Annotated in this window: 14 protein-coding genes; 13 read left to right on the top strand and 1 reads right to left on the bottom strand. The window is 38.8% G+C overall.

Annotated features, from left to right (window positions below):
* Nucleotides 1–5 precede the first annotated feature (5 nt).
* The 4 genes from ID165_RS06305 to ID165_RS06320 all read left to right on the top strand — a co-directional run bounded on the left by ID165_RS06305 (nt 6) and on the right by ID165_RS06320 (nt 2,562).
* Nucleotides 6–590 (top strand): condensation domain-containing protein, encoded by a 585-nt coding sequence (locus ID165_RS06305; protein ID WP_192349519.1) that lies wholly within the window; start codon nt 6–8, stop codon nt 588–590.
* Nucleotides 591–663: 73 nt separating this feature from the next.
* Entirely contained in the window at nt 664–855 is a 192-nt protein-coding gene (locus ID165_RS06310) for a hypothetical protein (RefSeq protein ID WP_192349520.1), read from the top strand.
* Nucleotides 856–859: 4 nt separating this feature from the next.
* Nucleotides 860–1,600, top strand: a complete 741-nt coding sequence (locus tag ID165_RS06315; protein WP_192349521.1) for a 4'-phosphopantetheinyl transferase superfamily protein — start codon at nt 860–862, stop codon at nt 1,598–1,600.
* Nucleotides 1,597–2,562, top strand: a complete 966-nt coding sequence (locus ID165_RS06320) for an alpha-1,2-fucosyltransferase (protein ID WP_225587008.1) — start codon at nt 1,597–1,599, stop codon at nt 2,560–2,562. The genes ID165_RS06315 and ID165_RS06320 overlap by 4 nt, the downstream gene beginning before the upstream one ends.
* Nucleotides 2,563–2,739: 177 nt before the next feature.
* Here the strand turns inward: ID165_RS06320 and ID165_RS06325 are convergent, their stop codons facing one another.
* On the bottom strand, nt 2,740–5,634 hold the full coding sequence (locus ID165_RS06325; protein ID WP_192349523.1) for a right-handed parallel beta-helix repeat-containing protein: 2,895 nt from the start codon (nt 5,632–5,634) through the stop codon (nt 2,740–2,742).
* Nucleotides 5,635–5,730: 96 nt separating this feature from the next.
* On the opposite strand from ID165_RS06325, the gene ID165_RS06330 reads away from it, so the two are divergent.
* From ID165_RS06330 to ID165_RS06370, 9 genes are all read left to right on the top strand, one after another.
* On the top strand, nt 5,731–5,967 hold the full coding sequence (locus ID165_RS06330) for a hypothetical protein (protein ID WP_192349524.1): 237 nt from the start codon (nt 5,731–5,733) through the stop codon (nt 5,965–5,967).
* Between the two features lie 258 nt (nt 5,968–6,225).
* Nucleotides 6,226–7,239 (top strand): mannose-1-phosphate guanylyltransferase, encoded by a 1,014-nt coding sequence (locus ID165_RS06335; protein ID WP_192349525.1) that lies wholly within the window; start codon nt 6,226–6,228, stop codon nt 7,237–7,239.
* Between the two features lie 117 nt (nt 7,240–7,356).
* Nucleotides 7,357–13,776, top strand: coding sequence for a polyketide synthase (locus tag ID165_RS06340; protein ID WP_192349526.1), 6,420 nt, complete (start codon nt 7,357–7,359; stop codon nt 13,774–13,776).
* A 36-nt stretch (nt 13,777–13,812) separates the two neighbouring features.
* Nucleotides 13,813–17,943, top strand: a complete 4,131-nt coding sequence (locus ID165_RS06345; RefSeq protein WP_192349527.1) for a non-ribosomal peptide synthetase — start codon at nt 13,813–13,815, stop codon at nt 17,941–17,943.
* Nucleotides 17,944–18,030: 87 nt separating this feature from the next.
* On the top strand, nt 18,031–18,840 hold the full coding sequence (locus tag ID165_RS26890) for a polysaccharide biosynthesis/export family protein (RefSeq protein WP_192349528.1): 810 nt from the start codon (nt 18,031–18,033) through the stop codon (nt 18,838–18,840).
* 45 nt (nt 18,841–18,885) lie between these two features.
* Nucleotides 18,886–21,204, top strand: a complete 2,319-nt coding sequence (locus ID165_RS06355; protein WP_192349529.1) for a tyrosine-protein kinase family protein — start codon at nt 18,886–18,888, stop codon at nt 21,202–21,204.
* Between the two features lie 23 nt (nt 21,205–21,227).
* Complete coding sequence (locus ID165_RS06360) at nt 21,228–22,595, top strand: lipopolysaccharide biosynthesis protein (RefSeq protein WP_192349530.1); 1,368 nt, start codon at nt 21,228–21,230, stop codon at nt 22,593–22,595.
* A 10-nt stretch (nt 22,596–22,605) separates the two neighbouring features.
* Complete coding sequence (locus tag ID165_RS06365) at nt 22,606–23,502, top strand: alpha-1,2-fucosyltransferase (RefSeq protein WP_192349531.1); 897 nt, start codon at nt 22,606–22,608, stop codon at nt 23,500–23,502.
* 24 nt (nt 23,503–23,526) lie between these two features.
* Nucleotides 23,527–24,738: a glycosyltransferase gene (locus tag ID165_RS06370; protein WP_192349532.1), complete on the top strand. Its 1,212-nt coding sequence runs from the start codon at nt 23,527–23,529 to the stop codon at nt 24,736–24,738.
* The last annotated feature ends 1 nt before the right edge of the window (nt 24,739 follow it).

Raw genomic sequence — 24,739 nt, forward strand, 5'->3', positions numbered from 1 at the left:
AAAATATGTCTAGCACAAACAAAGTTCCGATAACGGTATTTCCTACGATAGAAAAGAAATTGCCTACTACTTCTGTTCAGAAAGAAGTCTTGTTTGCCGGTCAAATAGCAGATGAAGCAGCAAATAGATCAAGTAATAAGTTGGTACACTTAAGCCTGCAAGGTGATTTGTCTGTTAAAATCCTTCAAGATGCTTTCGTAAAGCTGATTGAAAAACATGAGGAGATGCGCTCTTTAGTGAGTTCGGAAGGCGACTACCTTATTGTCTTTAGCGACTATACAGTCCCTATTAGGATGAGAGATATTAGAGAGATGGCAATCAATCAAAAAGACGCATTTCTCAAGAGGCATTTGCAGCAAAATAGACCTTATCAGTTTAATTTGATTCAGGGGCCACTATATGTTCTCGATTTGATCCAAACGGAGGATAGAGGCTATTTATTGACTTTAACCGGGCATGAATTGATTTTTAGTGAGGAGTCACTGCAACTTATGCTAGGTGAATTGGTGACTATGTACTCAAGTCTTACTTCTGAAGAGTATCCTTGGCTGTCCAAGGAGGTTGCTGTTTGTGAAGGTGTCCATAATTAGGAGGTGCATTTATGCCATGAAGACGTTGTTCTGTGTACTTCAATAATTGCTTGGTTCATAACATTCAAGAAAAATGGATATAGCCTACCACATGGGATATATAAAATCGAGCCTGCCTGAGGCAGACGGGCATGGCGCAAGCGACACACAACTTGTCCCCAACTTGCTTTTCGGGAGAGGTATGATTATAAATCCTGCGAGATTCTCCCGAATCAACTTCGGAGAGCAGGTATTGACTACTGAAAAGAACATTATAATCATATGAAAAGATGGTATTAGGAAGAGCTTATTGCTCTCAGATTAATGTGTTGGAATGGAGAAATGAGTGTGATTTTAATCTTCAGAAGAATCTCGATATCTGGCGGATTTACATTCCCGATTTTATAGATAAAATAGAGCAAAACAGATGGTTGTTAACTGCTGCTGAACTTAGTAAAAGTGAAGCGTTTTTACATGAAGAGGATAGAAATCGGTTCTTGCTGGGGAAAATATTTCTCCGGAAGATAATAGCCAAGTATTTGAAAATTGCAGATCAAGAGGTGGGTTTTGATTACTTGGAGTTTAAAAAGCCAGTTTTGCCGACAGGTTATAGTTTGAATTTCAATATTTCGCACTCAGGTGATTATATAGTGTTTGGGTTCGCAAACCGGCACCCTGTGGGTGTAGATGTAGAGTTAATGGATTCCAAGGTTGATTTGTACAATCTGATTTATACTTCTATGTCAAGTGTAGAGATAAGCTCGATTTTGAATAGTGAATTTCCGAGAGATATCTTTTATAAACATTGGACACGAAAAGAAGCCCTTTTAAAAGGGGTAGGGATTGGATTGACTGATCGATTGATGGATATAAACGTTTGCGATGGGTTGAATTTTGTGCCTTCTGAGATATCGGGATTTACGTCGACCTGGAGTATTAGAAATTTTATAATGGATGACGTGTATTCAGTGAGTTTGGCTTGTGATTCTGCTGTACGGGTGGTGAGATTTTATGAATTGACAGATAGGTGATCCTATCTCGGAATGGCTTAGATCAAGCGGTTAAAAGTAAATTACATAATATGAATCGTGTAGCAATATTCGGCGGGCTGGGGAATCAGATGTTTCAGTATGCATTGGCTATTGCAATGGATGCAGGCGGAATTCCTACCAAGATTTCGGTAAGTGACTATTTGCTGAATAGGCATTACCAAGGGTTTGAGCTGCTCAAAGCTTTCAATGTTCCAATCCCAATTGAAGATAGGGTGAGGGTGTTTGCCATAAATCAAGTTCGCCCGATGCTGCTTGATGTCAATATGTCTGCCGTTCGGGCTCTAGTGAAGAAGATGCTCGTCAAAAAGAAGAATCTATACAAAGAAAAAGAAGAGTATGGCTATGATGAAGGTGTTTTTGAGCAGAATTCAGCTTTTTTGGTAGGGACATGGCAATCGTTTAAATATTTTGAATCACAAAATGAGCTTATCAGGGAGGTCTTTAACTTTAATAAGCCAATAGATACGGTAAACTTAACTATTGCCGGTGAAATACTTAAGAAAAATGCTGTAGCTGTTCATGTGAGAAGAGGCGACTACATGAAGCCTGAGCTCGCAGAAAGTAGGATGGTAATTGATTTATTGGACTATTACGATAAAGCGTTTAAGTTGATGCGTGAATATGTTGAGAATCCGGTTTTTTATGTTTTTTCAGATGATATAAAATGGGCTAGAGAAAATTTCAAAGGTTCAAATTTTGTTTTCCTGTCACACAATACTGGAGCAAATAGTTATTTAGATATGTATTTGATGACTTTGTGCAAGCATTTTATCATTGCAAACAGCTCCTTCGGCTGGTGGGGTGCATGGCTTGCAGAAAATAGGCAGAAGAAAGTAATTATGCCTTTCCCTTGGGTTAGGAATTCAAGTAGTGAAGGAATTTATCCTGAAGGTTGGACTGTCTTGGGGGTAAACTCGAACAAGACAGAACTGGTATATTAATAGTGGGAGTACTTACATCTGGCAACATGATTATCATGTTTTTTGCGGGTAAGGAGAATGGTTTTAATTTATTTCCAGTTTTAAGGTATTGGTGGGAGATTTGTTTATAAGGAGATTAACTCCATCAAGTTACTGTTTAGACAACTAGTTCATTTACTTAGTTTTTAATTGTCTTATTTAGTATACATAAATCATAGTTTGCTCCTGTGTCCACTGGGGAGTTCCGGCAGCACTATTGAATTTTGCGACAGGTACAATCGGAAAAGCATTCGAAAATCCAATAGCTAGATCCTGAGCTCTTCTGTAACTTTTGGACATACCCGTATGAGCAACATCAGCCCAATTGATGGAAGTGGATACTGCCACTGTACTTGGATTTTTGACGGCAATTTTGATTTGGGCTTCCAGGTAACCTGACACGAAATCATCGCCCAGATTCATTGCGATAGGAAGATAGTTCGTGCTGTCTATTTGAAGAGATATCGTAAACGTCTTGTTGGAATTTCCTTGGTAAAGAAATCCTGTAAAATAGATATGTGCCGCATTTCTTCGGGCATAGTATGCTTCCAGCCATTTAAACGGCTTTTCCCACAGGGCAAATTCCTGTTCCGCACTGGGCTCTTGCAAATAGGTGCTTACAGCTGTTCTTACCTCTTTGGCAATAAAGAGATCATCAAACGCATTGATCACTTTGCTGTCCTGAAGAACGGCAAACTCAAAAGGCTGTAGAATAAAGCGATTACCTATTTGATCGGTCTCTACATTTCTTTTGTAGTTTTGTCCGAAATAAAAGGTTTTTGGACGTGCCTCTTCATTATAAATTACAGCAGTGTTGGGCTTGAAATCAAACTCTACTTCACTAAGCGAAATGCTGTCGATATCAATGGTTTCAAAATCTTCCTCAACCAACCAAATTAATTGGTTTATGTTGGCTCCCTCATAAATTTCATAACCACGCAATACAAATTCATAATCGGTAAATTCATCATGGGTGTAGATTTGTTTGCTGCTTATTAATGAAAAAGGGCCATAACTAAAATTTGGCAGCTCGATTTGCATACTGAATTTTTGAACAACACCTCGAACCCTCAGTTTTATCAAGTATTTTTGTGTAAGATCAAGTGTACCAATGCCAAAAAAAACACTTTTTTTTCCAGGAACTTCCTTTGTTAATGTGACATAACCGGAAGGGTTCCATTCTCTATCAAGACCATCCATCCAGTTAAATCCGCCTACAGGCCAAAGTGTCACAGAGTTTTCATCCGGAAAATCATTTGAAAACAACAAAGTTTCCTGATAGTTGTCCGGTAGATAATTTTGATATGGCTCGAGTGTGGAGTTGGCATCTCCTCCAATAAACTGCTTCCATTCCTCAAAATTGATGGCAAAAGTCCAGGGGAGAGGTGGTGGAGCGGTTGCTCTAAATAAATCGATCAGATCCTTGACGTATCTATAGGTATTGTTGTCAATAACCCCAAAATCAACTGTTCCACTAGTGTAAAAGGCCTCCATCAACGTTTGATTCAGACCACCGTTTGTGTAAATAATATTGTCTGTGACAATACAGTCCTCGATTACATGACCGAAATCCTGTATAAAGCCAATTCCCCGACGATTTCCAAAAAGAATGTTGTTTCTGACAATAATACTGATACAGTTGTGAAGATGTACACCACTGTCGCTGGCATAAGCACATAGATTTTTCTCTATGGTTACCAGATTTTGCGTATCATCCATATAGATTCCAAGAGCCAATCCCTTATGTATTTCGGGAGATCCCTGCCAATACCCTTTGGCGTTTAGTACTATATTTCTCCTGATACTTCCAGGAATGGACAACTGGTAGCTTGTGCCTCCGAGACTGCAGTAAATACCCCCGCCATCATCTTTGGTAAGGCAAACGTTGTTGATATAGTTTTCTTCAACCAGAAAATTATTCCCGTCACAGACGATTCCATTGAATCCTATATTGGTCAGGTGGTTTCTTCTTACTGTATTGTTTTCTCCTAAAAGCAGACCTATCCCGAATCCACGGTTATCGCTGTTTCCATATTGCCCTGCTCCACCGATTATCATGTAGATATTATTCAGTCTGTTGTTTTCTGCCAGCATATTGGAGCAGGTGTAGTTAGTGAAGATGCCGTTGCAAAGGACATCCTCAAACAGGCTGGAAGAGACAGTGATATAATGGGAAGCAAACCCTTCCTGTACTATGCCATCATTACCGATATATCTAAAGTTACAATTGTTGATGTTTATGTGCGTTACATTGTCCAGCCGAATGCCGTGATTATTGGTGGCATGGATTGCCAGATTCTTAATAGTCACATAAGACCGGTTGATCAGGGATATGCCGTGCTGCTCCAAAGAAACCTCTACCTCATGGTTGGAAGGTGATTCCCCTCCAAAGTACACGTATATCCGTTCATTGTTGGTGTCATACGACCAATCCCCAAGACCGGTCAAAAAGGAAAGGCTGTTTTGAAGGAAAAAACCATAGCCGGGGAGGGGGATGTACTGGGTCAACCCACCGCTATATTCGACCCGGTCTCCGTTTGTAATGTCAGTTACATTAAACACATGATAAATGAACCTTTCTTTTCTTAGGACTATTTGCATACCTGTGGAAAATGCAGGCAGTGCATCACTTGTTTCTACCCATTCGTCGTCAGGATCACCGGCAGTGATCGGGTAAAATACGTCCGAGACGGTTGACCTTCCTTTAGCCTTTAGCTCTCCGTCAAAGACGAGTACATTGACTTCATTCTGGAAACCATTATTGGCGTAGCTATAAATGCCATTCCCTTCATTGGTCCAGGTCTCAATTTTAGCCCCGGCAAATATCAAAGGTTTTTCACCGGTCCCATAGCTACTGATGGTGATGGGATTGCTGGTATTGCCGGAAGAAGGGAAAGCAAAGGGAGCATAAATCCCACCGCTTTCAAGAAGTATTACATCTCCGGCGGAGAAGGACCCGGAAGCTATTTTTCCCGAAGTTTGCCAGGCGGTCAGTTCGCTTAGACCATCATTAGAGTCATTTCCATGGAGTTCGGAGACGTAGTAAGTAGCCATAGGATTTTATTAAAGAATAAGATGAAAAATTTTTCATTGGATAAGATGCGATTTTTTCATTAACAAACAAAAACACACCTGTCAGGTAATTGTTAATTGAAGGATAAGGGAAAAAGAAAATGGCTTTACTACCTGTTTGCAAGATCACACAGGGCGGCACAGCGGGCAGCCATAATCTACTCCTTCTTTGTCATGCGTAAATATGAAGAAGTAAACCCACAGCAATGGCTCAAATACGTCTACGACCATATTATGGATACCAACATCCTGAAAATACACGAGCTATTATCCAAAAATCATAAACTGCCCCAAGTAGAGAATCACACGGATTAAAGACGGGATTTTCCGGATGGATACGAATGAAATGTTCTGATGATTTTGACATGTGGTGATGAAGATGAATTCTCTCTTTTGCTGTGTATTTCGAAACACATTTTAATCATTTTAAATAAGAAAAAATGTTTTTTAGCTACTAAAAAATGGATTTTGTATTTAACTATTGAAAATTACTTCTTACCTTGCCCGAGCAAACGCAGGAGATGGGGGAATTCGGTCAATAGCAATGCCTTGTTTTCTTAAAAAAAATCGAGAATGAAAGACATTTTTAAAATAAAGCATGTTGTACTTTCAGGTGGAGTAGGCAGCAGATTGTGGCCGCTATCGCGAAAGACAAAGCCTAAACAGTATTTAGACTTATTTTCCGGGAAATCATTGTTTCAACTATGTGTCGAGAGAAATGAGTTTTTAGATCCTGATTTAATTATAGTAGGTAACGGGGAAAATTATCAGCTTTCGCGTGACATTCTTGCCAAAATTCAGAAAAGTCAATATCGGGAAGTGATTGAAGCAATGCCAAAAAACACTGCGCCTGCTATTGCATTTGCAGCTTTTATGTCTAATCCTGATGATATTTTGTTAGTGACTCCTTCTGATCATTTGATAGAAAATGAAGAGCAGTATCATGCTAGTGTATATCGGGCAATAGAACTTGCAAAAAAAGAAAAGTTAGTTACTTTCGGAATTAAGCCTTCGAGAGCGGAAACAGCCTATGGTTATATTGAGTGTGACGGGGAGGAAGTAGTTGGTTTTCGCGAAAAACCAGGGAAAATGCTTGCTGAAGAATTTTTGGCTGCAGGTGATTTTCTATGGAATAGTGGAATGTTCTGTTTTAAAGCTTCCACATTTTTGGATGAGCTGAAAACGTATCAGCCGGAAATGTTTTTATTGACCAAAGCGGCATTTGACGCAATGAATGACGGTGTGTTGGAAAAGGAATCCAACTCGCTGATTCCATCGATAAGTGTGGATTATGCTGTAATGGAGAATTCGGATAACATAGCAGTTATACCATCGGATTTCAGATGGTCCGATATGGGATCCTTTGATGCGCTAGCCGAACATTTGGCAGACAAAAAAGAACTGGAACTTGACATAAACGGGAATTTTACAATTGGCTGTAATCGCTTTGTGTCTTTCGTAGGGGTGTCCAATGTTATTTTGGTTGAAACTCCTGACGCTATCTTGGTTTTGGATAAAAATTCCTCGCAAGATGTAAAAGGGATTTTTGAGAAACTGGACAAAGAAGACTCAATTCTGGTGAAATAAATTAAATAGTAGAGCGCAAGGCACTGGTTTTTGGTCATTTATAAACTCATTGGTCAATGCGGCCTTCATAGAACTTAAAATAGAAATTTTTGACAAGACGTTTAGTTGACGAAGCAAATGGAAAACAGTAGCACAATTTCTTCTTATCATTCAATCATTGACGTGGTTAGGCATTCTTGGGCTAAATATGCTAAGGAGATTGCGCTGGATAATGGTGTGGAGAATCTTACTTTTAAAGAGTTGGAGAAAAAGGTGACCGCTTTGAGCAGCCTTATTTTGACCGTGGCTCCCGATGAAGAAGTAATAGCGCTGACTACATCCAGAGGATTTCAACTGATCATCAATATGCTTGCTGTTTTAAACGCCGGCAAAACCTATGTTCCGATTGACCCAAGTTTTCCAAAAGCAAGAATCAATCAAATAGTAGAGGATTGTGATGTAAAGTATTATCTAAAAAGTAATGACAATGATTTTTTAGATCTAATTTCTGTCAATGTTGTGGGGCTAGATGAACAGTCTTTCATATCAGCTAAAAGTTATACAAAGTTAGCCTACATTTTATACACTTCAGGTTCTACCGGCAAGCCTAAGGGTGTGTGTGTGCCACATGATGGCATTATCAATCTGATTAACTGGCAAGAGAAGAATTCTGCCTCTAGACCGGGGATGAAAACTCTGCAGTTTACAAGATTGACCTTTGATATTTCAGTTCAGGAGATATTCAGCACCTTATGCTCGGGGGGTACGTTACAGATAGTGGATGCAGAGGTACTTAGGGATTACAGTGCGCTTGTTCAGGTACTGAACGAGCAAAAAATACAGCGTCTCTTTCTTCCGTTTGTAGTACTTCAGGGGATTGCAAATGAATCGGAAAACTCTTCAGTATATCCTGAGTATTTGCAGGAAGTGATGACCTGTGGTGAGCAGTTGAAGTCTACCCGGGCAGTAAGGGCTCTTTTTTCAAAAATGAAAAAGGCCAAGCTTTTTAATCAGTACGGGCCTACAGAATGTACTTGCATTGTCACTCAGCTGGAGCTGCCTAATGATCCTGTCCGCTGGGATGATCTGCCCAGTATAGGCAAGGCAATCGACGGTGTTGAAAGCTTGATTTTGGATAGTGAGCTGAATGTGATCACTGAGCCCAACGTAGAGGGTGAATTGTATTTTTCAGGGGTTTGTATTGCGGAAGGGTATTTGAATAAACCGGAATTGACACTGAAATCCTTCTTTCCATTGACATTAAAAGATGGAACTACCAGGATGGTTTATAAAACCGGAGATCTAGGCTATTACACTGGAGACGGGGAAATTTTTTTCATGGGGAGAATTGATGATCAGGTGAAAATTAGCGGTTTCCGAATTGAAACCGGTGAAATTGAAGCAGTTGCGGCAGCATTGCCGGGAGTAGCTCAGGTGGCTGTAATTGTGGGCGAATATGAAGACGGACAAAAATACTTGTCGCTTTATTATGTCAGCCCTGAGGGTAAGGTGCAGGAACAGAAAATGATTGCTTTCTTGAGAGAGAGGTTGCCTGGCTACATGATTCCTGCAGGATGTGTTAGGAAAGACAGCTTTCCCCAAACTTCTAACGGTAAGATTGACCGAAAGGCTCTGTCAGAAAAAGCTGTGACAGTCAATCCATTTAAAGACAGCTATAAAAAGCCAAGAACTACTACAGAAGCTGAATTGGCTAAAATCTGGGAAGAGATACTAAAGTTGGATCAAGTAGGGAGGGACGATCATTTCTTCGAAGTGGGTGGGTCGTCCTTTTTGGCTCAAAGAATGGCTATTGCAATCAATAGAGCTTTTGGGAAAGAATTTGGCGTATCTAAGATTTACCAGTATCCAAAACTTAAGGCGCAGGCTGCTTTTTTACTTGGAGAGAAAGAAGGAGCAAAAGAGCATGTCCTTAGAAAAACCAACAAGGATCAAAGCAATAGAGATGTTGCAATCATTGCCACGGCAAGCAGGTTTCCGGGAGCGGGGAATACCAATGAATTTTGGGAAATGGTCAAAAATGGAAAAGAAACCATCCGCTATTTTGATATTGAAGAATTAGATCCGTCTGAACAACTAAAAGCTAGACAAAACAAAGACTACGTTAGAGCAAGGGGTGTCATTGATGATATCAAAGATTTTGATTATGAGTTTTTTGGCTTCAACCGAAAGCTTGCTTCCGTAATGGATCCACAGCATAGACTTTTCCTTGAAGTTGCCTTTGAGGTATTGGATTCAGTGGGATATATTGCAAACAAGCCTGATTTTAGTGTTGGGGTTTTTGCGGGATGCAGTACCAATTATTATTTCTCCAGAAATCTGGTTTTTGATCAACCGCTAATAGATTCATTGGGAACTATTCAGATCAATTCTCTGAATGAGAAAGATTACCTAGCCTCAAGGGTAGCTTTTTTATTGGATTTAAAAGGTCCTGCTGTCAGTGTCAACACGGCATGCTCTACCGCTCTTGTGGCTGTTGCCAATGCGGTGAAAAGTATTAGAACCGGCGAATGCATAGCTGCTATTGCGGGAGCAAGCTCAGTAGCGTATCCTGTCCATAGTGGGCATTTGTATGAAGAAGGGTCTATTATGTGTAAGGATGGTCACTGTAGACCATTTGACGCAGAGGCTTCTGGAACTATGTTTAGTGATGGTGGAGGAGCAGTGCTTCTAAAAGATTACGAACAGGCGATTATAGATGGGGATCCGGTTTTGGCCATAATCAAAGGGGTCGGTATAAATAATGACGGAGCTGATAAGGGTAGTTTTTCGGCACCCAGCGTGGAGGGTCAAGCCGGAGCCATTCGAATGGCACTGGAAGATGGTGGTATAAATCCCTCAGAAATAGGATACGTGGAAGCACATGGCACCGCAACTCCAATAGGCGACCCTATTGAGATTGAGGGATTAAAATTGGCTTTTGGTTCTGAGGTAGAAAATCAATATTGTGCGCTGGGGTCTGTGAAGGGGAATGTAGGTCATCTAAATGCAGCTGCTGGAATTGTAGGCTTGATCAAAACAGTTTGTGCACTTCAAGAAAAAACCCTTCCTGCATCAATAGGCTATTCTGCGCCCAATCCGGCTATTAATTTTGATAAATCTCCATTTTATATCCAACAAAAAACTACTTCATGGGATTCTGAGAAAGTCAGAAAAGCCGGTGTGAGTTCATTTGGCATCGGAGGCACCAATTGCCATATTATCTTGGAGGAATTTATTCCAACTTCAGAACTAAGAAGTCCAAGCTCTGAAATTGATCAGACAATTTATTTGTCTGCAAAAACAGAAAATAGTTTAAAAGGCTATGCCGCCCGCCTTAAAGAATATGTTCTCCGATTTCCTGCGATCAGTCTGGGTCAGTTTGGGTATAATGTAAATAACAATAATGCTAGGTATAAGCTGGGTTCTTCAGTCACTTTTAAAACTACTCAGGAATTACTTTCGGGATTGGATGAAGTAATAGACGGAAATAAGCCAATAATAAAGCGTAAGGGGGACTACAAATTTCCTGTTTTCATGTTTCCCGGTCAGGGGTCTCAGTATGTGGCTATGGGGAAAGAGTTATATGAAAGAGAACCTGTATTTAGATCCACATTAGCGCAGTGTAGTGACTTAGTTTCAAAATATACCGGTATTTCGATCTATGATTTGCTTTTCCCAACTGAAGTTTCGGATCCTGAAGAGCGCAAATTGGCAGATACACGCTATACTCAGCCGGTTGTTTTTGCGATTTCATATTCACTTGCAAAATTATGGGAGAGCAAACACATCAGTCCTTCGGCATTGGTAGGGCATAGCATTGGCGAATTTGTAGCCGCGTGTATTGCCGGTGTGTGGAGTCTGGAAGATGCTGTGAAGGTAGTGGCAAAACGTGGGGAGCTTATCAGCCAACTAAGTCCGGGGTCCATGCTTTCAATCAGATCTTCAGCTGACAGTATTCTTCCGATGCTTCCTGAAGACGTTACGCTGGCAGCTGATAATGCCCCTAATCTTTGTGTCGCTTCGGGGCCTTCAGACCTAATAGAATCACTAGCAGTGGCTTTGGATAAAAAAGAAGTGCCTGCCAAAATATTGCGGACAAGCCATGCATTTCATTCAGCAATGATGGATCCTGTCATAGAGCAATTTCAAGAGCTGCTGGCAAGTGTGAAATTAAGTAATCCGAAAATCCCGGTCATGTCAACCGTGACCGGCGAATGGATGAAAGATGCTGAAGCCACTTCTACTGAATATTGGGCACAGCACATGCGCCTTCCAGTTCTTTTTAATAAGGCTGTTAAAAACCTTTTGAATGACTTACCCGAAGCTGTCTATCTGGAAGTGGGGCCTGGCAATGGTTTAAGTACTTTATTGATGCAACATGCCGAAGCGAAGGATTTTTCTGTTGTGATTAGCTTAAATAGAGCATCCGGAATATCGGAGTGGGCTTATTTCCAGGGACAATTACATACATTGATCAGTAGTGGATTGGAGCTGGACTGGAAGGAAATCTATCCAAAGAAATTTCAGAAGAAATTGATTTTACCGACTTATGCATTTGACAAAAAGCGATGCTGGGTTGATGTAAAAGCCGCAAATACTCATACAGAAAGATACTCAACTAGTGGAGAAATCACCGAACAGATTGAAGAAGAGAATACTGGAGAGTTAGCAGATGACGATGCGGTCAAAGTGACTTTTGGGACCAAATTGGCGCAGATGCTGGAGAACGTCTGCGGTGAGAAAATAGCAATTGAAGCATTTTCACTTACCTATTTTGAAATCGGCCTGGACTCGTTAAGTCTGACTCAGTTAGCTTTTTCGATCAAGAAAGAATTTAAGGTAGACGTTTCTTTCCGACAGTTAAACGGTGAATTGAATAATCCGAGCGCATTGTTGGTATACCTTCTTGCTAATTCTGAGCTAGCACAGGCTAAAAGAAATTCTTTCGAGAAACTTCATAAGCCAAATGGAGTGAGGGAAGCTTCTAAAAAAGAAATAATATCAGACAAATCTTTTGAAAGTCCCCTTGACAAAACTGAGCTGGAAGAGCTTGTGAAGCCTTTCGGCGCAGTGGCTAGGATAGAAAAACAATCTGCTGGGATATCCGAAAAGGCAGAAAGGTTTATACGTGAGTTTATTAAATCTTATAATTCAAAAACACAAAAAAGTAAGGAGCACGTCCAAGCAAACAGGATATATACGGCCGATCCAAGGGTGGTAAGTGGTTTCAAACCCTTTACAAAAGAACTTACTTACCCGATTGTGACCAACTATTCAAAAGGTTCGGAATTGACAGATTTGGATGGCAATACTTACTTGGACTGGTTGAATGGCTTTGGATCCAATATGTTCGGTTATCAGGCAGACTTTATCAATCAAGCCGTAATCGAGCAGATAAACAAAGGAATAGAGATTGGTCCCCAAACTGCTCTGGCGGGAATTGTCTCTGAGAAGATCAGTCGGCTCACCAACAATGATCGTGTTGGATTATGCAACACCGGTTCAGAGGCTATATTGGGTGCAATTAGAATTGCAAGAACAATTTCACAAAGAAATTTGATTGTAACCTTCGAGAACAGCTATCATGGGATAAGCGATGAGGTGATCATACGAAAAACCAAATCAGGAAATAGCTATCCGGCAGCAGCGGGGATTTTGAAGGAAAATGTCCAAGAAACTCTGGTGCTGGAATACGGCACACGTGAGAGTTTAGAGATTATAGCGGAGCGATCTGATGAGATAGCCGCCGTACTTGTAGAGCCTGTTCAGAGTAGAAGGCCTGAATTTGTGCCGTTGGAATTTCTACAAGAGCTAAGAACGTTAACCGAGAAGCGTGAGATCTGCCTTATTTTCGATGAGGTTATTACCGGTTTTAGAAGTCACATCGGTGGATTTCAAGGCTTATACTCCATCAAGGCTGACCTTACTACCTACGGCAAAGTGCTGGGGGGGGGATTTTCGATTGGGGTAATCGCAGGTAAGGCTAAATGGATGGATGCTTTGGATGGAGGATATTGGAGCTATGGGGATGACTCCATGCCTGAAGTGGGAGTTACTTACTTTGCAGGAACTTTTGTAAGGCACCCACTGACACTTGCGACTGCAAATGCAGTTTTGGATTTCTTGGTAGAAAAGGGAGATAGCTTTCAGAAAAGATTGACCGGTCTGGCAGAAAAAATGGTGGCTGGATTAAATTCTGTTTTCGAAAAATATAACGTGAAATACTATGCGGTGAATTTCAGTTCTTTGTGGAAAATTAAGCTTAAAGAAGAATTCCCGTATTCTGAGCTGATTTTTACTATGTTGAGAGAGAGGGGAATTCATATTTGGGAAAATTACCCTTGCTATGTAACAGATGCTCATTCAGAACAGGATGTGCTGTTTACCCTAACTATGGTAGATGAAGTGTTGGCACTATTGGTTGAAAATGAAATCGCTTCAGGAGATTTGTTTGCAGCATCAGATGATTGGATGAGTTTGGAGAATCCGCCATTTATTGGAGCAAAGATTTCATTGGATGTAAAAGGTTTTCCTGTTTGGGTTGCCGCTGAATTATAAAGAGAATATAGCTATGTGTTTTATAAGCATTTTTTTATGAAAAGTATACAAGACAATTTAAAAGTGGGTTCACAAGGAATGAGAGATGAAGCTGTGATTTCTAAGGTATTTCCCAGCACTCCTTCACAGATGGAAATCTGGTTACAATGTTATTTAGGAGGAAAAGAAGCCAGCATGGCATACAATGAATCGAATTCATTTAGAATGTATGGCGATTTGAAGGTGGATATCCTTAAAGAAGCTTTTCAGATTATTGTTTCCAGACATGAAGGAATGCGTGCGGTATTCACTCCTGATGGCCGGCGGATTATAGTCTTTCAGTCATTGGAACCGGCTATCCGGATGAGAGACATTTCTGCATTGCCTGAACAAGAACAAGAAGAATTTTTAAAAAAGCATAGTGTTCAAACCGGATTTTATGAGTTTGATTTGGTAAGAGGTCCCCTTTATGTACTTGACCTGATCAAGATAAATGAGCTTGAACATATGGTTACATTCACAGGTCACCATTTGATTTTTGACGGTTGGTCTATGGGTTTATTGGCCGAAGAGCTCAGTTCTGCCTACGTCCAATTGTGTAAGTCCGATACGGTGGAGTTGCCCGAACCTAACAAGTTGTCAGATTATGTGTTGAAAAATCTTCGTCTTACCAACAGTCCTGAAATGGCAAAAACCCGCAATTTCTGGGTTAATAATTTGTCTAATCCCCTTCCATTTCTTGAATTACCTCTTGACTTCGAAAGACCTAAAGTCAGAATGCTAAAAGCGGCAAGACTGGAGTATAAGGCTGCTTTTGGGATTATGAAGAAGGCGAAAAAATATGCGGCATCCCAACACGTAAGTTTAAATGTTTTGTTACTGTCTATTTTTGAAATAGTGCTTTCTAAATGGACTGAAAACAGAGATGTAGTTATCGGAATGCCCAGAGCCGGACAGCCACTTTTGGGATGCAGTAATATGATTGGACATAGCGTGCATCTGCTTCCGATCAGAGCCAAAGTGGATTTTGACCTGACTTTTGAAGAATATTTAGCCAAAAGAAGAATAGCGTTTATGGAAGTTTTGGATCACGGCACTGTTTCTTTTGGCGAACTGATTCAAAGCCTGCATATCAAAAGGGATCCATCCCGCATTCCACTTCTTCCTTTGACTTTTAACGTTGAAATTGGGTTAGAGCAAGGGATTTCATTTGATTCCCTGAAGTATAGGTTTATATCCAACCCGAAAGCGTATTCGAACTTCGAGATCATACTTAATATCTTCGGGAGCCTAAATAAGAGTGTTTTTGAGTGGACCTATAATGAGTCGCTATTTGATAAGTCAGCGATTAATGAAATAGCGCGGATATATGATCATCTGATTCAACGATTGGTTGAATGTCCTTCCCAAAAACTCAATATTATAGATGAATTATTTGAGGATGTGGATCTTTCAGGACTTCTTGATAATCTAAACATTGACTTGACCGAGCATAAGAACACTTTTGTTCCGGAAAGTAGAGGTGTTGAGAAAGAAACTATCGTAGCCATCCAAAAGGAATCAGTCTCTTCAAATGAATCCGAAAATGATGCAAATTCGGCTATTCCGGTTGTAATCGCTAAGTTCTTGGAGACAGCTAGTTTATTTCCCTACAAAACTGCAATCGTCACCGGAGATGACTCACTTTCTTATAAGGCTCTCAATAGTCAATCCAATCAACTTGCTGCTCTTTTAAAAGGGAAAGGGGTTCAGCCTGGAGATATTGTCGGTGTGTACATGGAGCGGTCTAATGCTATAGTGGTGAGTATTATGGCTGTTTTGAAAGCAGGTGCGGCCTACATGCCTATTGATGTGGAGGTGCCGGGTGAGCGGGTGAGCTATATGTTGAAAAACAGTAATTCCAAATATTACATCACAGACCAACCTCCCTTTGAGAATAGAGAATTAGTAGATATCAGACTCCATTTTACCGAAGTAATTGAAGCGGCGGCTAGTTTTCCTGCAACTGATAATCCGACCAAAACACCATTGGATAATCCTATGTATATCATTTATACATCAGGCTCAACGGGCAATCCCAAAGCAGTGTGTCTTTCCCGTAAAAATCTCGATTATTTTATTGACACAGTCATTGTAGATCTGAAATTCTGTGCCGAGGATGTAGTGGCAGCAATTACTTCTGTTTCTTTCGATGCAGCGACTTTGGAGACATTAATCCCATATGCATTTGGAGCTACTGTATATATGCTGGATAAGTATCAGCGTAGGGATCCCAAGCAAATTTTAAGCGTATTCGAAGAGAAAAAGATCACCAAAACAATCGCTACCCCTACGCATTGGCAGTTGATAGCAAATTCAGGATGGAACACCAAAATCCCTTCGTTGACCGTTATGACGATTGGAGAACCGCTTAAAAAGGCGTTGGTAGATCATATAGCACCTCTTTCAAAAGAAATTTTTAATCTGTATGGACCGGCCGAAACCACTGTTTATTCTACTTATAAAAAAGTAAGCAGCTCAGATAGTCAGGTTACTATTGGCAAAGCTGTTCCGGGCACAAAAGTCTATTTGGTGGATAAATCAGGCAGAAGTATCACCGAACCCGGGGTCTCAGGAGAGATATGGATAGGAGGAGACGGAGTGGGGCAGGGATATTTAGGACTCAAAGAATTGACTGAGGAAAAATTTGTCAGCAATGCATTTGATCAAAGTCCAAAGAACTTATACAAAACGGGTGACTTGGGATTTTTGCTTGACAATGGGGAGATACAATGTGAAGGCAGAATTGATCATCAAGTCAAAATACGTGGGCACAGGATTGAGCTGGGAGAAATCGAACAACGAATTTTAAGTTTTGATGAGGTTTCCAATGCGGTGGTGGATACGGATAAGAGTAGTGATATTGTTACTTTAATCGGATTTGTATCGATTAAGAAGAATTTAAGAGATTTTATAAATTTGGATGCTTATGCGGATAAATTGAGAGAAAGGCTTTTAATAGGGCTTCCTGACTACATGGTGCCTACAGAATATCGTTTTGTAGACGAGTTCAAGCTGACTACAAGCGGTAAAATAGATAGAAAACAGCTTCCCGACCGCCAGCCTAATGCCGCACTGCCTATAGATAAACAGGCTAGGGTAGAAAAACCTGCACAGCATCTAACACACATTGAAAAAACAGTTTATTCCATTTGGACGGATCTCTTGGGAAACAATAAACTAAGTTTGGACGATGATTTTTTCCTTGTCGGGGGACATTCCTTACTGGGAGTGAAGCTGATCTCTATACTGGAGAAAAAATTTCAATTATCCTTATCCTTACTTACGCTCTTCCAGCACCCTACCGTCAGGTCCATAGCTGCGTTGATAGCCAAGGAGACCATTCCTACAGATTCAGACTCTTTGGTCTTAATTAAAAAAGGGTCTCCTGATAAAGTATTGTGTTTTGTTCATGGAGTTGGTCTCAATCCTATTGAGATAAACACATTGATTAAAAATATGGATGAGGACCAGACCATTTGGGGACTTCAATCACCCGCTATTTCAGGAAATGCCAGACCATTTGAATCAATTCCTGAGATGGCAAGCCACTTTATTAAGGAGCTGGATGAAAAGGGAATTAAATCTCCTTTCAATTTGATAGGAAATTCTATTGGAGGAATAATAGTTTTTGAAATGGCAAAACAATTGATTTCGGCGAACCGAAAGCTAGGCTTCATCAGTATGATTGATACAATCGGTGAATTTTTCCAGGATGAAGCGCCTTCCGCAGCAAATAAGACAATCAAACTTACTAAAAAGCTACAGTTTGAATTTCAGTTCTTATTGGACGATGTGCCTTACTATTTAAGACATAGAAAAAATTATTTAAAAGAGAAGTGGAGGAATTTTAAAGGCATCAATAGTCAAGAGAATGATCTCTCCAAAAGAATCAGAGAAATCGAATTAACCAATGAGAAAGCGTGGATGAATTATAAGATAGAGCCTATAGATATCGAGCTCACGTTGTTTTTGGCCCAAAAGAAAACCTTCTTTGTAGAGGATTTTAAAACATTGGGTTGGATAAAATATACAACTAATGTGGAAAGTATTACAATGCCGGGAGAGCACGCCAATATGCTTAAGCCTCCCCACGGAATTGAGTTTTCAAGAGTTTTGCAGCAAAAGATCAACTTATATTCTAGGTAGAATTAAAAGTGGTCTGAGCAAGTTTCTGCCAAGCTTGAAATGTGGGTTAGTGATTGGAAAGTTTTGATTTAATTAATTGGATTTATAATGATAAAATATAAAATAAATAGAAGAGCATTTATCCTCCCATTTGTACTAGTGAGTGTACTTTTGGTTAGCTCCTGCGCAAAAAGGAATTTGACTTATTTTAAAGATATAAGTCAGGAAAAAGATTATCAACTTAAAGATGGTATCTATGAGCAACCGAAGATTGTAGTGGGAGATCTGCTGGATATAAAGATAAGTACACTGAATCCTGAGTCAAATTTGCTGTTTAATTATGGTATTGTTTCTTCCGAGAGTGGGGAGGGGAATCAAATGACCCATGACCCCATTATTGAAGGGTATTTGGTTGATTCAGACGGGAATATTGATTTCCCGACGTTGGGAGATATCAAACTGGCCGGATTAACCCAAGAGGAGGCAAAACTCTTTCTGAAAAATGAACTTGCATCCTTAGTTAAGGATCCAAAAATTGACATTAGGTTTCTAAATTTTAAGGTTACCGTGATCGGTGAAGTCAACCGTCCTTCCTCGTTTGTGGTTCCCACAGAGCGAATTACTGTTCTTGAAGCGTTGGGTATGGCAGGTGATATGACTGCTTATGCGCTTAGAGAAAATGTTTTGTTGATTAGAGAAACTTCTGAAGGTAAAGTAATCCACCGTTTTGATATCGGGAAAAAGGATATTTTAAGTTCCCCATATTATTACCTTAAACAAAATGATGTGATTTATGTGGAGGCTGATAAGAGAAAGCTAAATCAAGCTAATGTTAACCCTAATACAATAGCAGGATTAACAATATTGTCTTCTCTAGTAGTGGCTCTAATATTTAATTTCAATGATATTTTTAAGTAAATATTTTTAAAGTCGTCTACTGATTTACAATATTTCCATTAAATTATGAAACTTTCAAATATACTTATCGAAGAGAGCCCCGCTTCTGCTTCACAAAGTATGGATATAAAAGATAAGTTGCTTCAGATCTTTAAATTCTGGCCATTGTTCTTAGTATCTTTTATACTGGTAATTAGTGCGGTGTGGATTTATGTGTATTACGCCGTTCCTTACTATTCGGTATCTAGCAGTGTTATGCTTAGGGATGTTACCAAAGGAGCAAATTTCTTAGAAAACCCTGTTTTTGAAGGTATTGATGAGTTCAAATCATCCAATACTGTAGATAATGAAATGGATGTGATACAATCAGGCATGTTGATGAATGAGGTCGTTCAAAGCTTGAATTTGTACAATGACTATTTCATTGAAAACAAGTTTAAAAGGAAAGAACCTGTTTTCTATAAAGACCTTCCCTTTACTATTGATATGGAAGAAGTAGTGTCCATTAAATCTTCTGAGTCGAAAGTGATGAAGATAAATGAATTCAAGGAGACTTATTTTATTGCTGAAATAGATGATGAAGTAGTTCAGGTTGAGGTGAACAAGCTGACAAGTACTAAATATGCTAAATTTATATTAGTATACAACGAAAACATAGAATATGGTCCTCTTGAGAACCCAATCATAGTCCATTTCAAAAGTCCTGCAGAGCTTGCGGGCATATTTGCCAGTCAGCTGGAAGTAGAGGCAAAAGATAAGTTTTCCAGTGTATTATACATTTCCCTTTTAGAAACTGTTCCTCAGAGAGGAGTGTTGGTTCTAAATGAACTGGTGGAACAGTATAATTTACAGCTTTCTGAAGAAAAGAAGGAAGTGGCAAGGAAATCATATGTTTTTATTACTAAGCAGATCAATTCGGTACTGTCTGATCTCAGTGAAATGGAACAGAATATTGAAAGTTTCAAGAGTTCTAAAAATGTTGTAAATGTTGAAACTGATTCAAAAGTTTACCAAGAGAATTACTTGCGTAATAATCGAGAAATATCCGATCTAAAAAATCAGTTAGATATCTATAATAGTGTTCTTAGTGTAGTTTCCAATGATATAGACGGAGACATAACCGGCTTGAGTTCTTTAATTAATTCTGATCCCTACTTATCAGCATCTATGGCAGAATATCAAGATGCCAAATCAAAAATAGCTGAATATGAAAAGTCAATAATGCCGGATAATCCTTTGATGATCAAACAGATTTCTATTCTTAATTCTGCAAGGAGGAAGGTTGTAAGTCACATAGATATCAAGAAAAAACAGCTTGAGATCACACTTCAAAATTTGGAGAATGAAAACTCTCAGTTTCAAAGTAAATCGTATTCAGCGCCCAAATTGGAGCGGCAGTATGAGGAGATAAGCAGAGATTTGGGCATTAAAAAGGAACATTATCTTTATTTGATCAAGAAAAGAGAGGAAACTGCCTTGTTTATTGAATCTGTTCCGTCTAATCAAGCCAAGGTGATTGACAATGCATCTTTCGGATATGTACCTTCAAAGCCGTATCCTCCTGTACTTTATTTGGCGGGTTTGTTTTTTGCTTTCACGGTTCCCTTTGTTTACGTATACGGGGGGACAATATTGAGTAATAAAGTAATAGAAAGATCAGATCTAGGTTCCATTTCACAAATTGACGTATTGGGGGAGGTTTCATATCTCAAAAAGGATAATGTGTTCGTGATAAATTATAAAGATAGAACGCCTGTCTCTGAACAGTTCAGACTCATCCGTTCTAATTTTAACTACAAGGTCATGAGAGATAAAACAAGTGTGATCTTGGTAACTTCTTCAATTTCCGGCGAAGGCAAAACCTTTTTTGCCGTGAATTTTGCTAAGTCATTGTCCATGGTAGGTAAGAAAGTAGCTGTCTTGGAATATGATTTAAGGAAAAAGGGACTGAAAACAGAATTGAACCTTAAATCGGAAAAAGGAATATCCAATTATCTTTCTGAAAGTGATTTTACGCTTGAAGATCTTATAGAAGCCGGAAGTGAGGTTAATGGCATTACGGTTTTTCCTGTAGGTAACATTGCGGAAGACCCATCTGAGATTATGTATTCGAACAAAAATTCAATACTCATCGAACGACTAAAAGAAGATTTTGATTACATCATTATTGATACTGCCCCGATTGGTCAAGTTTCTGACGCATTTGAATTAACCAGTTTGGCCGATTATTCCATATTTATGGTAAGGTATGATTACACCAGCAAGAAGAATCTGGACTTCTTTAGTGGTATAATTAAGGATAATCGCTTGAATAACCCGATGATCGTGCTAAATGGCTCCAAAAATAGTGTTGCTTACGCTTATGGGCACTATAGCTATAATTAATCCTACTCAGTATCATTGTGAATATGCAAGCTAGTTATTATATAAGTAAGTTTTTTAGTAAAGGAAGTGCAAGAACTCTTGCCGCTAAAAAGAATGTAGCGGGAAGTTTTTTGGTAAAAATATTTAGCATGGCTATATCTTTTATTATAGTTCCTATTACTATAAATTATATTAACCCCACCCAGTATGGCATTTGGCTTACTCTTACTTCTATGGTTGGATGGGTGTCTTTGTTTGATGTAGGGTTAACTCAAGGTCTTAGAAATAAATTTGCAGAAGCAAAAGCCAAACATGATATTAATCTTGCCAGGATATTTGTTAGTACAACTTATTTTTATATCTCAATTCTTTTCATAACTGTCTGGATCATTCTGCTGATAGTCAATAGTTTTGTTGATTGGAGTTCTATTATCAATGTTCCGATTGTAATGGACTCAGAAATCAGAATGCTGACTTCTATAATTATCACTTATTTCTGTCTACAGTTTATCTTTCAAGTAGTCAAGACTATATTAATTGCTGACCAGAAACCTGCAGTAGCTTCATTTATTGATTTAACAGGTCAGTTTGCCTCCTTAGTGATTATTTGGATTTTGACCTTGTTTACTGAAGGTTCATTAATATTACTTGGTTTAGGTATAGGTGTTTTTCCTGTAATTGTCTTAGTAATAGCTAATGTGTACTTGTTTTCTACTACATATAATGATGTGGTTCCAAGTATTAAATTGGTACATAAAGAATACCGAAACCAATTGATGGGGCTAGGATTGAAGTTTTTTGTTCTTCAATTAGCTGCAATGATTCAATATAGTTCTTCCTTGTTTTTAATAGCACGCTATTTTACTCCCGATGATGTGACTGCTTATAATATTGCCTTTAAGTACTTTTTAATGCTTCAAGGAATTTATATGATTTTTCTTTCACCACTTTGGAGTAGTAGTACAGATGCTTACTTCTCAGGAGATTATGACTGGATCATCAAGGCGGTAAAGAAATATTTGCTAATTCTGGTACCTTTCGTGCTTTTGGGTTTGCTTATGTTGCTTTTTAGTAATCAATTTTATGATTTGTGGTTAGGAAAAGACGTTGTCGAAATAGATTTTAGAATTTCATTTCTGTGCTTCGTGTTTTTTACCCTAGGAATGTTTGCCAGTATTTTTGTTAATGTGATCAATGGTATTGGTGCTCTGCGTGTTCAGTTTTATGTGTCTGTGGTTACTTCTATAGGTTTCATTGTGCTGTCATTGGTGTTCATACTGGTTTTTGACTTGGGCGTATGGTCTATTATTTTAGCGTCTATTATATCCAATGTCTATGGATACTTATTTGCTCCAATCCAGTTGTATAAGATATTGGTTGTGCGTAAGACTGATAGTGTTTGGTTTAAGTAAAGTAAGCGTAATGAACAAAGTGAATATATATGGTGGTTTGGGTAATCAAATGTTTCAATATGCATTTGTTCACATGTTGAAGTCTAATGGGCTTTCTACAAGGATAAGTATCAGAGACTTCTTTTTGTATAATCATCATAATGGTTTTGAACTAACTCGTGCATTTGATATTAATTTGAATTATTCGGATAGGTTTAAATTGAAACTATTAGAGGCAGGGTCTTTTCTTTGGGGCTATTCTGTAATAAAAAGAATATTGGCAATTTCATTTTCTTTGTATTCTAAATTGTTTGAGGATTCTTTTAAAGAGAAAAAGGAGTTTTGTTATGATGGCGATGTTTTGAAAAGGTCAAATTCTAGGTTTATAGGTACTTGGCAATCCATTAAGTATTTACCTAAGGAGAATTATCTCTTAAACAAGGAGCTTTTTAAATTTAGAAGTCCTAAAGATATTAGGAATATCGAGCTGGGTATTGAGATAAAAAATGGTAATTCGGTAGCGGTCCATGTCCGTAGAGGTGACTATACCAGTCCCGAATGGCGAAATTCGCATCTTGTGGTTGATGGGTGTGCGTATTATCAAGCAGCCATTTCAGAACTTTCATCTAAATTCGGCGACTTGACCTTTTATTTCTTTTCTGATGATATGAATTGGGTGAAGACGAATTTTAAAGCTCCCAACTTCAGGTATATCGATCATAATACTGGATCTTCCAGTTATCTGGACATGTATCTGATGAGTTTATGTTCGAAGTTCATTATCCCTAATAGTACATTTAGCTGGTGGGCGGCATGGCTTTCAAATTACCCTGACCAAGATAAAGTAATATACATGCCTAACCCTTGGATCAAAGGATTAAACATAGCTGAAATTTACCCTGCTAACTGTATAGTGAAAAATGTTTGATATTCTGTTTTCTATATTCCATAAATGCTAAAGGTAGTTCAAATTCAGTTTTCTAGTAAATCTGCGGGGTCGTCGGCACTGAGACTTCAAAGTGGATTCAATAATTCTGAATCTGTAAAGTCTCAGATAATCTCTTTATTCGGAGATGGCGAGAACTATTCAGGTGTGTCTTATCTAAACAATTGGTCTAGACTTAAAGCCGCGATAAATAATAAGATTGCTAGAAGAATATATAAATATGATCAAAGCAAATATGGTTTGTATTCCTATCCATTAATTGGTACTGATATTTCAAAGTTAAAAATAGTTCAAGAGGCAGACGCAATCTATATCCACTGGGTTCAGATGGGATTTTTTGATTTTAAATCCTTTTCTAAATTATTTCAGTTAAAGAAAAAGATTTTTGTTGTTATGCACGATATGTGGTTTCTGACCGGTGGCTGCCACTATGCAGTAGATTGTGTTTCTTATGAAGATAGTTGCGAAAGATGCCCAATTTTTCCCAATAATTCAAAAATAGCTTCTTCCCAACATCGTGTCAAAGGGGAATTGATTGCTAACTACGGAAACAACTTACAGTTTATTACTCCCAGTTTGTGGTTAAAGGATTTGGGTCATAAATCATCATTATTAAAGAATCAGTCCATACACTTTATTCCTAATTTCTTTAGTTCCCCTCATTTTCGACGAGGTAATCGAATAGATGCCCGGCAACTTTTGTCCATTGAAATTTCCAAAAAGGTTATCTGCTTTGGGGCGGTGAACATATCCAGTATTTATAAAGGGTGGAAGTTTCTTAAGGAGGCTTTCTCATACTTACATCAGTATTATACAAATGATGAGGTTGAGGTAATCATTTTTGGAAATGGTGACCTTGAAGAGTTTGAAGCTTCGATTAATTTCAAAATTCACTACTTAGGTTATTTGGAAAATGAAGACAGGATCTCTCTAGCCTATAGATGTTCTGATGTGTTTGTAATCCCTAGTATACTCGACAATCAGCCCACTACTATTGTAGAAAGTATGCATTGTGGAGTGCCCGTCGTAGGATTTAATTTGTGCGGGATACCTGAAATGATTGATCATAAAAAGAGTGGTTACATCGCTGAAGCTTATAATTCCCTGGATCTAGCTGACGGGATCAGATATTGCCTAGATCATCAGCTTGACGTAAGCCTGAAAGAAGAGTATCTTCCTAAAAGCGTGCTTAGTGCTCACCTTAATTTATTGAATTAGG

Source organism: Algoriphagus sp. Y33 (assembly GCF_014838715.1).
Taxonomy (GTDB): Bacteria; Bacteroidota; Bacteroidia; order Cytophagales; family Cyclobacteriaceae; genus Algoriphagus.